Origin of the sequence: Constrictibacter sp. MBR-5, assembly GCF_040549485.1 — a bacterium.
In the GTDB taxonomy this organism is placed as follows: Bacteria; Pseudomonadota; Alphaproteobacteria; order JAJUGE01; family JAJUGE01; genus Constrictibacter.
The window spans coordinates 80,745-93,563 of record NZ_JBEPTK010000011.1; the positions used below are offsets into that span (position 1 = coordinate 80,745).

The window sequence follows — 12,819 nt, forward strand, 5'->3', positions numbered from 1 at the left end:
CGGCTTCCGCCGCTCGCCAGCGGCCGGCGCTCGCCAGCGGCCGGTCTCCGACCGGCGACCTCTAGCCAGCGGGCGGCGCGCCCCCTACCTGCTGCGGATGAAGACGCCATCGCGATTCGGCGACGCCCCGCGGGCCGAGCCCTACCTGCAGCTGGGCGCCGCCGCGCAGAGCTGGCCGCTCGATGTCGGCGTGCGCTTTGCGGCGCTGCTCGACCTGTTCGACAGCCCCGCCGAGGCGGCCGAGATCGCCGAGGTGCCGGCGGACCAGCTGGCCGCGCATGCCCGCGGCCGCGGTGCGCCGTCCTTCGTGGTCGTCGCACGGCTGGCGGCGGCGGCCGGCGTCGACCTGAACTGGCTGTGGTCCGGCGAGGGCGAGATGATGCGGCCCGAGCCCCCCGCGGAAACGGCGCCCGAAGAGGACGAGCCCCCGCCGGAGTCGCTCGACGGCGAGATCCTCGCGGCGGCGGCACTCGCCGACTATGCCGTTCCGCCTCTCGTCGACCGCGGCGGTGACGGCGGAGCCGATGCGCCGCCGGCGGACTGGCCGCAGGCGACCGACGCCGTCGCCTTCCGCACCAGCTGGCTGGCCGAGCGCCTGGGCTGCGGTGCCGACGACATCGTCCTGTTCACGGTGGCCGGCGACGAGATGGAGCCGACCCTGCGCGCCGGCGACCTGGCGCTGTGCGACCGGCGCGACGCCGGCGTCGGCCAGGGCGGCCTCTACGCCTTCGCGGTCGACGACCGCATCGTCGTCCGCCGCGTGCAGCACCGCTTCGACGGCGCCGTCCTGCTGCTCAGCGACGACCCGCACTACCAGGCCGAAGCCCTCCACCCCCAGGACGCCGCCCGCCTCCATGTCCTGGGGCGCATCGTCTGGCACGGCCGCAGCCTGTAGCTGCACCGCAGCTGGGGGCCGGCTTATGCGCTGGATGCGACAAGTGGACTTTATGCTCCCTGACGCATAACGGACGGCATGTGTCTCCTCAAATGTCCGGCTTCGCGACCATCAGCCAGACGATTCCCAGCACGGCGGCGAAGGCGGGGAAGCCGAAGGCGAACCACCAGCGGTAGAGGGCGTGATAGGCGGGCGGCAGCGGTTCGCCGGCCGCCGCGGCGGCGCGGGCGAGGTCGCGCATGCGCCACTGCATCCAGACCACCGGCAGCCAGAACAGGCCGATCACGGCATAGAGGCCGAGGCTGGCCGCCACCCAGCCATCGAGCAGCGGCCAGCCGGCGCGCTGCGCCAGGGCGGCTCCGGTCAGGGGCTGCACGACCACGGCCGACGCGGTGAACAGCATGTCGGCGATCACCACGACGCCGGCCGTGTGCGCCACGATCCGCGCGTCGCGGGTCCGGTGCGCCATCACCATGAAGAAGGCGATGCCGGCACCGGTCCCCAGCAGCACGGCCGCCCCGACGATGTGCAGCGCCTTCAGCGGCAGGAACCAGTCGTCCATTCCCGCCGCCCCTACCGTTCGTCCATGACCGCCAGGGTCGCCAGCGCCAGCAGCGCCGCCGGCACCGTCTTGACCAGCGCCCCCATCGGATCGAGCCACAGATCGGGCCGGACGACCGTCGCCGCGAGGAGATAGGCGGCACTGACCGCCACCATGCCGATCAGCGCGGCCGGCGCGGTCCGGCGGAAGCAGACCAGCGCCGCCAGGGCGATGTCGACGAGCGACCCGGCGACCACGGCGGCGGTCGCCGCCCCGCCGCTCCACCCGGCGACGGTCAGGACGGCGGCCGCATCGCCGATCCGCGCCAGCCCGATCAGCCCCGACACCAGCCAGAACAGCGCCAGCACGACTAGCGCCAGCGGCTTGACGAAATAGAGCCTCGCGAACCAGCGTTCCTGCACGCCGGCGGGCCAGGCCTCCAGGGTCTCGGCGAGGGATTTCGGTCGCACCCCCAGCAGGCGCTGGCAGGCGCCGGCCGTGCCGATGACGCCGTCGCGTGCCTGCGCCATCGCCGTGCTGCGCATCGGGCTGCGCCAGCCGGCCCACCCCGCCGCATCCGCGGCGCCGGCGGTCAGCCGGGCAGTCCAGGCCGGCAGGGGCACCACCGGCGCCGGCGGCAGTCCCAGCCAGGCGCGCAGCGCCGTCAGCAGGTCGCCGAGGCGCGCAGGCTCGTCCGCGACGACGTCGACCGCGACGCGCGCCGGTGCCGCCGGGTCGAGCGCCCGCAGCACCGCGGCGGCGACGTCGTCCACCGCCACGGTCTGGACGAGGCTGTCGGCATGGACGGCCGGCACGATCCACGGAAACCCGGCGAGCCCGCGCAGCAGGGCCGTGCCGCCATACGCCATCGGCGCCAGGACGAGGCCGGGCCGCAGCACCACCCAGGCGATGTCGATCGCGGCGAGCGCCGTCTCGGCCTCGTGCTTCGTCGCGAAGAAGGCGGTGCCCGCCCCCGGCCCCACCCCGGCGGCAGAGACATGGACGAGGCGACGCACGCCGGCCGCCGCGCAGGCCTGGAACAGCGCCACCGTGCCGTCCACCTGAACGCCGCGCAGATCGTCCCGCGGTCCGTCCTGCAGCACGCCGGCGCAGTTGATCACGGCGTCCACCCCGGCCAGCAGCGGCGCCCAGTCGTCGGGCCGTCGCATACTCGCGAGGTCCGCCGCGATCCACCGGGCATAGGGATAGGCGCGCCGGGCCGCCTCGATCCGGCGCCCGGCCGCCACGATGTCGTGCCCGCCGCGCCGCAGCGCGACCAGGACATGCGAGCCGATCAGCCCGTAGGCGCCGACGACGAGAACGCGCATCTGCCAACCGTCCAGCGGAATCCGCCGGACACGGTTAGCACGACCGGCGCCGCCGATGCGCCTAGAGCGTGACCTCGACCGTCAGGGCGTAGCTGTAGCTGCGCGGCGGCGGGGCTTCGCCCGGTGCGGGGCGGCCGGGATAGCGGGTCGTCAGGACGTAGACGCCCGGCCTATCGAAGGCGACCGTCGCGCGGCCCGCCACGTCGGTCGTGACCTCGCCGTAGACCTTCTTGTCCTCGTAGGCGTTGCCACCGCGGAAGACCTCCAGCGCGACGCCTTCGACCGGCTTGCCGTCCATCAGGATCTCGAAGGGGAAGCCGGTGTCGAGGAAGATCTCGTTCGGGTGGATCAGCGGCTTCAGTTCGAAGCCCTTGCCCGTCGGCTTCACCGCGGCATCGGACGGCGCGCCGCGCGTCACATAGGTCTCGGCGACCACGACCGCCCGCATCTCGGCGATCTCGGCGCCGGCCGGCAGGTCCGCCTCGTCGATGGCGCGCGGCCGCTCGCCGCCCGCCGCCGGGGCACCCTGCGGGCCGCCGCGCTCCATCTGGCCGGCCCGCTGGCGCTCGGCCTGCTGCCGCTGCTGTCCCTCCTGCCGCTGCTGCTGGCCGGGACGCGGCTGGCGCACCGCGAGCCAGCGGCCGTCGATCTTGGCGAACTTGGCGCTGCGGCCGGCCCGGTCGCCGGTGGTGATGCGGTAGGTGCCGTCCGCCGGCAGGTCCGCCTCGGCGGCGACGAAGGACTTCATCGGGGCGACGTTCTTGATTTCGCTGCGCCGGCCCTCGGGGTCGACCAGGAAGAAGCCCTCGCCGCGCAGGGCGAAGTCCGGAACGAAATAGACCTCTTCGGTCAGGGCCGCGAGCACGGCGACATAGCCGCGCGTCGGCGCGAACTGGGTCGGCTGGAGATAGGGCGAATGGGCGTCCGCCGCGGGGCCGATCGCCGCCATCGCCAGTCCCACGGCCGTCGCCGTCAACAGTCCCGTTCGCTTCATCGCCCTACCCCGAAAAGTTTCCGCCAGACCGCCGATCGATCGGCGACGAGCTATATTGCGATTGCGAACTGTTTTCAAGATAGTGCCTCCGGCGCGGATGGAGGGCCCCGGTGGGCGGGCCCGCGCGGTCCAGGGGTAGTCGCACAATGGGTCAGTCGCTTTGGCTCCGGTCGCTGTCGGCCGGTGCCGGTATCGCCGCAATCGCCGCGGCCGCCGCACCAGCGGCGGCGCAGTCGCACCGCTTCCACGACGACCACGTCCTCGGCACGTCGCTGGACGTGGTGGCTGTAGGCGGCGAGGGTTCGGCACTGGTCGCGGTGGCCGCAGCGCGGGCCGAGATCGCCCGCCTGGACCGTATCCTCAGCGGCTGGCGCGACGACAGCGAAGTCTCCGCCCTGAACCGGCGCGTGGCGGACGGCGCCGCGATCGCCGTTTCGGACGACCTGTTCGCGGTGGTCGCCGCGGCCGAACGCTGGCGCGCCGCGAGCGACGGCGTCTTCGACACCCGCCGCGTCGATGCCGACGGGCCAATGCCTGGCGCGGTCGGCCTCGATCCGGCGGCGCGTACCGTCACCCGGCCCGACGGATTGCGGCTCGACCTCGACGGCGTCGCGAAGGGCTGGATCGTCGACGCCGCCGTCGCGGCCGCCCGCCGGGCGGCGCCGGACCTCGCCGGGCTGATGATCGACATCGGCGGCGACGTGCGCTGCTGGGGCAGCGGCCCGGCCGGCGGCTGCTGGCGCATCGGCGTGGCATCCGCCGGCCGCATGGACGAGACGGCGCCCGCCGCGGCCGTCCTGGCGCTCGCCGACAGGGCGGTCGCCTCCAGCGGCAGCGCGGCGCGCGGCGGCCACATCCTGTCGCCCGCCGACGGCCGTCCGGCCGCGCGGCTGCACGCCGCCACGGTGGTCGCCGGCAGCACCGCCGACGCCGACGCGCTCGCCACCGCCTTCACCCTGCTGCCGCCCGATCGCAGCCTGCGGATCGCGGCGGGCCTGCCGGGCGTCGAGGCGATGATCGTCGCCGACGACGGGCGCACCTGGCTGACCGACGGCTGGGACGGTCTGACCGCCGGCGATGCCGCCCTGCGGCGCAGCAGCGACGCCGCCACCGCCTGGCCCGAGGGCGAGGCGCTGACGGTCGGCTACCAGATCCCGAAGATCGAGGCGGAGAACTACCGCGCCCCCTACGTCGCGATCTGGATCACCGACGAGAAGCGCCAGCTGATCCGCACGCTGCTGCTGCTCGGCGACGAGGCGCGCTGGCTCGATTCGAACTATGTCTGGTGGCGCCGCTACGGCCGTAAGACGGAGGGTCTCCACACGATGACCAAGCCGTCGCGCCAGCCGGGCACCTACAGCGCCGTCTGGGACGGCACGACCGACGACGGCGCCCGCGCCGCCCCCGGCCGCTACCTGATCCACGTCGAGGCGGCGCGCGAGCACGGCGGCCACACCTACCAGTCGGCCGAACTCGACCTGGGCGGCGAGCCGGCGGAGGTGTCGATCCCGGCGAAGGAGGAACTCGGCGCCCTGACCATGCGGTACGGAAAGACGCCGTGACCGTCGAGGTCCATCCGCATCCCCATCGGCAGCGCCGGCGGCGGCGCGATGCCGCCGCCGGCACGGACGGCGCGATCCTGCCGCGGCGGCGCTTCAACAAGGCGGCCTTCTACCGCCAGTGCCGGATGCTGCACACCTACATCTCGGCCTTCGCCTTCCTGACGCTGATGTTCTTCGCCGTCACCGGCATCACGCTGAACCATCCCGAATGGTTCGGCAGCGGCAAGAAGGCGGCGGACGTGGCGACCGTCGACATCCCCCCGGCGGCATTGGCGCAGGCGAAGGCCGCCCCCGATCCGGTGCGGGCCATCGCCGCCGCGGTGGCGCGGACGACGTCGCTGCGCGGCGCCTTCCGCAGCGGCGAGATCGTCGGCGACGAGGCCTATCTCCGCTTCGAGGGCGTCACCGGCACCTCGGACCTGATCGTCGACCTGACGACCGGCACCGCCGAGATCGAGATCCGGCGCGCCACGGCGATGGCCCTGCTCAACGACCTGCACCGCGGCAAGAACGCCGGCAGCGTCTGGAGCGCCTTCATCGACATCAGCGCCGGCCTCATCCTGGCGCTGTCGGTGCTGGGCTACGTCCTGTTCTTCAGCCTGCGCCTGCGCCTCGCCACCAGCCTGAAGCTGACCGCGCTCAGCCTCGGCGCCATGGCCGGCATGGTCTGGCTGTTCGTTCCCTGAACCGTCAGCGCGCCGGCGTGCCGTCCGGCAGCGTGCAGTCGCCGGGGCCGAGCGACCGCTGCATGATGACCGAATCGACCCAGCGGCCGTGCTTGAAGCCGACGGCCCGCAGCAGGCCGGAATAGGCGAAGCCGTGCGCGGCGTGCAGCGCGATCGAGCCGACATTGCCGCTGTCGCCGATCACCGCGATCATCTGCCGGGCGCCGGCCGCCGCGCAGAGCCGGATCAGTTCGCTCAGCAGCGCCCGGCCGATGCCGCGCCCCGCCTGACCGTGCGCGACGTAGACCGAATTCTCCACCGTGTGGCGATAGGCCGGCCGCGGCCGATAGGCGCCGGCATAGGCATAGCCGACGATCCGCCCCTCCATCTCCGCCACCAGATAGGGCAGCCCGCGGCCCAGCACGTCGCCCCGCCGCCGGCCCAGCTCGGCCGCGTCCGGCGGCACCTCCTCGAACGAACCGAAGCCATGCAGGACGTGGTGCGCATAGATCGCCTGGATCTGCGGAAGATCCTCGTCGCGCGACGGACGGACAGCAGGCGAGTCGGCGGCAGGCTGCATGGACACCTCCTGGGACGGGATGGCGGGACGCGGCACTATCGCCGCTCGTCCTCGCGCAGAAAGAACAGGCCGGACGCGCAGAGCAGCCCGACCAAGCCGAGCGTGCCGAAGGCGGCGGCCCAGCCGAGCACGTGGTCGCTGCCGACCAGGTCGAGGACCAGCCCGAAGACGGTGGGGCCCAGCATGGCGCCGATGAAGCCGAAGAAGCCGTAGACCGCCATGGTGGCGCCGCGCAGCTCCGGCTGCGCCGCGGCCAGCGCGCCGGCGTTCAGCACGCCGTTGTCCATGGTCATGGTCACGCTGTGGATCACCACCAGACCGAAGACCACCGCGAAAGGGAAGATCGGCGAGAGCATCGGCGACAGGCCCGCCAGCACGGCGGCCACCAACGAGGCGGCAACCACCGCGAGCGCGATCGGCCGCCGGCCGAATCGCTCGCCCAGGGTGCCGCCGAAATAGCCGCCGAACGATCCCGCGAGGACGATCGCCGCCATCAGGCTCGGCGCCGACAGGCCGAACGGCAGGCCATGCAGCCCGAGATAGCCCATCGAGAAGACCAGGAAGGCGACCGTCCAGCCGCGCGCCCCGTAGTTCTCGAAGCTGTGGCCCATGTTGGCGAGCACGTAGGCGAGCGCCGGGCGGTTGCGGACCACCGGCCCCAGGTTCAGCAGCGGGCCGGAATGGCTGCCGGCCGACCGCCGCGACGCCGGCATCACCGCCAGGACGATCAGCAGCGCGACGGCGCAGCCGGCTGCCCCGACGGCATAGGCGCCCTCCCAGCCGTAGCGCTGGAGGACGATGCCGCACATGAAGAAGGACGTCGCGCCGCCGAGGCCGGTCCCCGCGCTGTAGAAGGTGATCGCCCGCGCCTGCGCCTTGCCCTCCAGGTGCTCGGACAGCAGGCGCAGCCCCGGGATGTAGGTGCCGGCGAAGCCGATGCCGGAGAGGCCGCGGAACAGCATGGCGCTCCACAACCCTTCGGCGAACAGCGAGAATCCCAGATGCGCGATGCCCATGACCGCCATGGAGCCAAGCCAGATCCGGCGGGCGTCGAACCGGTCGGTCAGGGTGACCAGGACGGGGATGCCGAGCAGGTTGCCGAAGGAGAAGACGCCGCCCAGCCAGCCCGCTTCGGTGTTGCTCATCCCCCATTCGGCGATGAAGCCCGGCACGTTCGCCGAGTAGATCGCGAAGGCCAGCATGCCCAGGACCTGGGCGGCGCACATGGCGAACGTCGCCAGGCCGGCGCCGACGCGCCGATCCGCTGAAGTTGACGACAACTCGGCTGGTCCCCTAGGCTCGGTCCGTATGGCGCGAAGACGCCAAGAGCGTGCGATGCGCCAGTACTAATGGACGCGCGGGTTTCGTGCCAGCGCGTCTCAAAACAAGACGGGAGGACGTATGTACATGCCCAGAGGGGGCCTCGCGGCCCTGGTCTCGCTCGCCGCCTTCACGGCGGGATCCGCCCACGCAGCGGACGTGAAGCTGCCGCCCACCATCGCCTGGACCGCCTACGACGTCGGCACCACCGGCTACAACCAGGCCGTCGGCGTCGGCAGCGTCATCAAGAACAAGGTCGGCTCGAACCTGCGCGTGCTGCCGGGCAAGAACGACGTGTCGCGCATGGCCCCGCTGCGCGAGGGCAAGGTCCAGTTCTCGGCGACGGGCTCGGACAGCGTGTACGCCCAGGAGGCGATGTACACGTTCGGCTACCGCGACTGGGGGCCGATGAACGTCCGGCTGGTGATCCTGAACGTGTCCGACGCGGCGTCGACCAGCCTCGCGACGGCCAAGGACGCCAACATCAAGACGCTCTACGACCTGAAGGGCAAGCGGGTCGCCTGGGTGAAGGGCGCGCCGGCGCTGAACAAGGCGGTCGAATCCTACCTCGCCTTCGGCGGCTACACCTGGGACGACGTCATCAAGGTGGAGGTCGGCGGCTACGGCGCGTCGGTCAACGCGATGATCGAGGGCCAGCTCGACGCCCTCAACGGCGCCACCAACTCGCCGCCCTTCCTGAAGGTCGAGGCGAGCCCGCGCGGCCTCTACTTCCCGCCGGTGCCGCACGACGACGTCGAGGGCTGGAAGCGGCTGAACAAGGTCGTGCCCTGGTTCTTCAAGCACAAGGCGACCCTGGGTGCGGCGATCCCGAAGGAAGGCCAGGAGATGGCGAACACCGCCTATCCGATCCTGGTGACCACCTCGAACCAGCCGGAGGATCTCGCCTACAACATGACCAAGGCGATGATCGAGTATTTCGACGAGTACAAGGACGCCTCGCCCGGCGCCAACGGCTGGGACGTGAAGCGGCAGGTCTTCGGCGAGGTCTTCCTGCCCTACCACGAGGGCGCCCTGCGCTACTACAAGGAGGCCGGCATCTGGAAGCCGGAATACCAGGAGGTCCACGACCGCAACATGAAGCGGCAGGACGTCCTGGGCAAAGCCTGGAAGGCCTATGTCGAAAAGTCGAAGGACAAGGACGACGCGGCCTTCAACGAAGGCTGGATGGCGACGCGTGCCGCAGCCCTGACCGAGGCCGGCCTGATCCCGATCATGGACAAGTGGGAATACTGATCCCACGCGAAAGGGCTCCGGCATCGCTGCCGGAGCCCCCGAGCCTCGAGCCCGCCGGCGACGGCGGGCTCTTTTCGTAGGTGCCGCCGAAGCCTCAGCGGCGCGTCGCCATCCCGCCCAGGCTGGCGAGCAGGCAGCCGACCACCATGCCGACCGCGAAGGCGCCGCCGACGCTGCTCAACGGATGCTCGCGAATCTGGCTCTGCGTGTCGCGCGCCACCCCGGAACCGTAGCTGCGCACCTGATGCGCCATGCGGTCGAGGCGCTGCTCGGTCTCGCGGCGCAGTTCGCGCATCTGCTCGCGCAGGTCGTCGCTGGTCTTCTCGGCGCCCGCCGCGGCCTTGTCGGCGATGTCGCTGGTGGTATGGGTGGTGGTCGGCATCATGCGCTCCCCGGTAAGTCTGTAGCGGGCAAACGGCCGCGCCGACCATCCGGTTCCACGCTCACGCGGGCCGTTCCACGCTCACGCCGCGGTTCCGGGCGGCCGCCAGGCGCCGGGGACGTTGCCGACGAGGAATCGGTCCACGGGGGCCGCCCCGACGTCCCCACGCGGGCCGACGGGCAGGATCAGCCGGCTCCAGCCCGTCGCGGCGACGTGGCCGGGCGACCAGCTCTTCGTATAGATCGGCAAGCGCCGCCGCATCACGGCCCGGTACACGGCCGCGTAGAAGATGCCGGTGAACGACCGGGCGATCATGTCGGACAGCCGGCGTCCAGTCCAGTCGAAGCCGGTGCGCTCGGCGATCAGGCTGCCGTAGAGGCTGTAGCGGAAGTCGGCCCCATCGTCGATCACGTCCAGCAGCATGATGAAGCCCAGCGCCGGGCGCAAACGGAGCGGATCGATGACGGAGCGCGGCAGCAGCCCGTCCTCGTGCCGGTGCGCATGCCAGAACTGCAGCAGGAACTGCAGTTCCTGCTCGCCGACCGTCCCGGCCTCGGGCGACCATGCGACCGTGCAGGGATCGGCGCCGTGTCTGGCGAAGAAGTCGGCGATCTCCGCGTCGTCCCCCTTCAGCACAGCATCGGTCAGTGCGTCGAGGATCGCGTCCATGGCCGTGGAACCCACAAAAATGCGCGCCGCCCGTGCGTCGGGTCCGGCGGGCCGAAGCTGGATATAATCCGCAACGTCGGCGCTACCAACGGGCCGGCGCTACCAACTGACGGAATTCGGAATCTCGCGCCGGCCGCCGTTCTGCGGTCCGCGCTGCAGAAGCTGACTGGTCAGCACCCATTGCTGGGTCGGCATGAAGCGCGGCGCGAGGAAGCGATAGGTTTCCCGCAGCAGCCCCACATTGCCCTCGCTCGGCCGGCCGTCGCACTTGTCCCAGCGCGCCAGGATCTCGCGCCACGCGACCATGCGGCAGTAGAGTTCGTCGCGCTTGCCGCGGATATACTCGATCTGCGCCTTCGGATTCTTCAGCATGCCGACGATCTCGCCCGTCTGCGCGTCGATCTGCTCGAACAGGTTGCTCAGCCGCTTCACGGCGATGGTCATCAGCCGCCGCACGGCGACGGCGATCTCCAGGACGCTGCGCTCGTTGCTGAACTTCCGCTTCAGCACATCGATCTTCGCCTGCATCGCGAGAATGCCGGCGAACTTCTCGCGCAGCGCCTCGATATAGGCCAGTTCCTCGGCCAGCTCCCGCAGGGTCGTCTTGACGTCCTGGTCGGCCATCGACAGCCGCTCGGCGACGTCGAGTGCCGCCCGCTCCGCCTTGGCGCGGGTCGCCGGGTCGTCCGCCACCTGGCTCAGCGCCTCCGCGTCGGTGATCGCCGTCTCGTCCCCCGACGACCAGGTCACCAGCTGCATGGTCAGGCGCGCGAGCGCCAGTTCGCGGTGCCGCGGCTCGATCTCCCACGACGCCTCGCCGCTCAGGATCTCGGCCGGCAGCGGGTCGCCGATCCTCAGCAGCGATACGAACTGCAGCGCCGCGGCGATCGTGTCGAGCATCGCGGCGTCCGCCGACCCGTCGGCTAGCCGCAGTTCGCGCCGGATGCCGGCGAAGGACAGCGCCGCATCCCCGTCGCCGAACTTCACCATCAGCGCCGGCGCCTGGGTGTGATCCGACATGCGGAACTGCCCGTCGCCGACGGCGGCGAAGAACGGGTGTTCGAATGTGACGGTCGCCGGAGCGCCCGAATCCTCGCCCCTGCCACCCGCTGCTGTAGTCATCGCCTGCCCGGCTCGCGATCCGCCGCGTTGTAGGAAACGGCAGGATCGCGCACTATCCTTTCCAGGCGGTTACTTCGCGGCCTACCCCGCTATTTCAGTCGACTTCGGCATAGTCCGTGTCGCCCGCGTCCCGCCCGCCCTGCGGCGCGTTGCGGTCGCGGTTCGGATGGTCGCGGTAGATGAGCGGCGCCAGCGTCTGCAGCTCGATGAAATGGTCCGCCTGCCGGCGCAGTTCGTCGGCGATCATCGGCGGCTGGGTGCGGATCGTGCTGACCACCGACACACGCACGCCGCGGCGCTGCAGCGCCTCGGCCAGCCGGCGGAAGTCGCCGTCGCCGGAAAAGAGGTAGATGTGATCCAGGTGTTCGGACATCTCCATGGCGTCGACCGCCAGTTCGATGTCCATGTTGCCCTTGATCTTGCGCCGCCCGCTGGCGTCGGTGAACTCCTTGGTCGGCTTCGTCACCAGGGTGAAGCCGTTATAGTCGAGCCAGTCGACGAGCGGCCGGATCGGCGAATATTCCTGATCCTCGACCAGTGCCGTATAATAGAAGGCGCGCACCATGCGACCGCGCTGGGCGAAATGATCGAGAAGTCTCTTGTAATCGATGTCGAAACCGAGGCTGCGCGCCGCGGAATAGAGGTTGGCGCCGTCAATGAACAAAGCGATCCGCTCGTCCGGATATGAAACCATGGATGTACCTGTGAATATGAGGGGAGAGAACCGGCGTCGGCTCGGCCTCGCGATAACCTTGGAAAACACCGAATCCTTCGCGACAAGGTAATGTCGGGGGGGCACTGCGGCAAGCCAACGGCGGGACGGGACGGACGATGATTCTGATCGGATTGGGCGCCAATCTGCCGACGCCAGGCCATGCCGGCCCGCGCGAAACGCTGGAAGCCGCGCTGGAGCGGCTGCAAGCCGCGGGTGTCGCGGTCGTGGCCGTGTCGCCCTGGTACCGCACCGCGCCGGTGCCGGCCTCGGACCAGCCGGACTATGTCAACGCCGTCGCCGCCCTCGCCACCGACCTCGGCCCGCGCCGGCTTCTGGCGCTCATGCACGGCGTCGAGGCCGCCTTCGGCCGCGTGCGCACACGGCGCGACGCCGCCCGCGGCATCGATCTCGACCTGCTCGCCTACGACGACCTCGTGATCGACGAGCCGCACCTGACCCTGCCGCATCCGCGCCTCGCCGAACGGGCCTTCGTCGTCCGCCCGCTCGCCGACCTGACGGCGCGGCTCGGCGTGCCGTGGCGCCACCCCGTCAGCGGCGCCGGAACCGCCGCCTTGCTGGCGGCCCTGCCGGCCGAACAGCGGGCGGAGCCGCTGCCGGCACCGTAGACCCGCGGCCGTCGCGCAAGTCGCGTTTTAAGTCATTCGTTACCCTGCACCGCTAAACACGGGGTGAGCGGACGTTGTCCGTGCATTCAACATGCTCGTCTTCGGCAACGGATGTCGGAGGACTTGCACCAGAAAAGACGCGCGGACGCGCGCGCCCAGGCAGGAG

General features: G+C 71.2%; 14 protein-coding genes. 5 read left to right on the forward strand and 9 right to left on the reverse strand.

Going from position 1 to position 12,819, the window contains the following annotated elements; translation table 11 throughout:
* Window positions 1-97 precede the first annotated feature (97 nt).
* Window positions 98-895: a S24 family peptidase gene (locus tag ABIE65_RS19945; RefSeq protein WP_354080177.1), complete on the forward strand. Its 798-nt coding sequence runs from the start codon at window positions 98-100 to the stop codon at window positions 893-895.
* A gap of 88 nt (window positions 896-983) precedes the next feature.
* Here the strand turns inward: ABIE65_RS19945 and ABIE65_RS19950 are convergent, their stop codons facing one another.
* The 3 genes from ABIE65_RS19950 to ABIE65_RS19960 all read right to left on the reverse strand — a co-directional run bounded on the left by ABIE65_RS19950 (window position 984) and on the right by ABIE65_RS19960 (window position 3,758).
* Window positions 984-1,457: a DUF2269 family protein gene (locus tag ABIE65_RS19950; RefSeq protein ID WP_354080178.1), complete on the reverse strand. Its 474-nt coding sequence runs from the start codon at window positions 1,455-1,457 to the stop codon at window positions 984-986.
* Window positions 1,458-1,468: 11 nt separating this feature from the next.
* Window positions 1,469-2,764, reverse strand: coding sequence for an SDR family oxidoreductase (locus tag ABIE65_RS19955; RefSeq protein ID WP_354080179.1), 1,296 nt, complete (start codon window positions 2,762-2,764; stop codon window positions 1,469-1,471).
* A gap of 61 nt (window positions 2,765-2,825) precedes the next feature.
* Entirely contained in the window at window positions 2,826-3,758 is a 933-nt protein-coding gene (locus tag ABIE65_RS19960; protein ID WP_354080180.1) for a DUF4198 domain-containing protein, read from the reverse strand.
* Between the two features lie 146 nt (window positions 3,759-3,904).
* Between ABIE65_RS19960 and ABIE65_RS19965 the strand changes: the two genes are divergently transcribed.
* Both ABIE65_RS19965 and ABIE65_RS19970 read left to right on the forward strand, forming a co-directional pair.
* Window positions 3,905-5,320, forward strand: a complete 1,416-nt coding sequence (locus tag ABIE65_RS19965; RefSeq protein WP_354080181.1) for a DUF2271 domain-containing protein — start codon at window positions 3,905-3,907, stop codon at window positions 5,318-5,320.
* Window positions 5,317-6,006: a PepSY-associated TM helix domain-containing protein gene (locus tag ABIE65_RS19970; protein WP_354080182.1), complete on the forward strand. Its 690-nt coding sequence runs from the start codon at window positions 5,317-5,319 to the stop codon at window positions 6,004-6,006. The genes ABIE65_RS19965 and ABIE65_RS19970 overlap by 4 nt, the downstream gene beginning before the upstream one ends.
* Window positions 6,007-6,010: 4 nt before the next feature.
* Here ABIE65_RS19970 and ABIE65_RS19975 read toward each other — a convergent pair whose 3' ends face one another.
* Entirely contained in the window at window positions 6,011-6,565 is a 555-nt protein-coding gene (locus ABIE65_RS19975; protein ID WP_354080183.1) for a GNAT family N-acetyltransferase, read from the reverse strand.
* A 35-nt stretch (window positions 6,566-6,600) separates the two neighbouring features.
* Complete coding sequence (locus tag ABIE65_RS19980) at window positions 6,601-7,845, reverse strand: MFS transporter (protein WP_354080184.1); 1,245 nt, start codon at window positions 7,843-7,845, stop codon at window positions 6,601-6,603.
* Between the two features lie 127 nt (window positions 7,846-7,972).
* Here ABIE65_RS19980 and ABIE65_RS19985 point away from each other — a divergent pair, with 127 nt between their 5' ends.
* Window positions 7,973-9,139, forward strand: a complete 1,167-nt coding sequence (locus ABIE65_RS19985; protein ID WP_354080185.1) for a TAXI family TRAP transporter solute-binding subunit — start codon at window positions 7,973-7,975, stop codon at window positions 9,137-9,139.
* Window positions 9,140-9,233: 94 nt separating this feature from the next.
* On the opposite strand, the gene ABIE65_RS19990 is transcribed toward ABIE65_RS19985, so the two are convergent.
* The 4 genes from ABIE65_RS19990 to ABIE65_RS20005 all read right to left on the reverse strand — a co-directional run bounded on the left by ABIE65_RS19990 (window position 9,234) and on the right by ABIE65_RS20005 (window position 12,006).
* A complete protein-coding gene (locus ABIE65_RS19990; protein ID WP_354080186.1) occupies window positions 9,234-9,521 on the reverse strand; it encodes an ElaB/YgaM/YqjD family protein in 288 nt (95 codons plus the stop codon).
* Window positions 9,522-9,602: 81 nt separating this feature from the next.
* A complete protein-coding gene (locus ABIE65_RS19995) occupies window positions 9,603-10,190 on the reverse strand; it encodes a PAS domain-containing protein (protein WP_354080187.1) in 588 nt (195 codons plus the stop codon).
* A gap of 99 nt (window positions 10,191-10,289) precedes the next feature.
* On the reverse strand, window positions 10,290-11,312 hold the full coding sequence (locus ABIE65_RS20000) for a hypothetical protein (protein WP_354080189.1): 1,023 nt from the start codon (window positions 11,310-11,312) through the stop codon (window positions 10,290-10,292).
* A gap of 94 nt (window positions 11,313-11,406) precedes the next feature.
* A complete protein-coding gene (locus tag ABIE65_RS20005; protein ID WP_354080190.1) occupies window positions 11,407-12,006 on the reverse strand; it encodes a LabA-like NYN domain-containing protein in 600 nt (199 codons plus the stop codon).
* 137 nt (window positions 12,007-12,143) lie between these two features.
* On the opposite strand from ABIE65_RS20005, the gene folK reads away from it, so the two are divergent.
* Complete coding sequence (folK, locus tag ABIE65_RS20010; RefSeq protein WP_354080192.1) at window positions 12,144-12,653, forward strand: 2-amino-4-hydroxy-6-hydroxymethyldihydropteridine diphosphokinase; 510 nt, start codon at window positions 12,144-12,146, stop codon at window positions 12,651-12,653.
* Window positions 12,654-12,819: the final 166 nt, after the last annotated feature.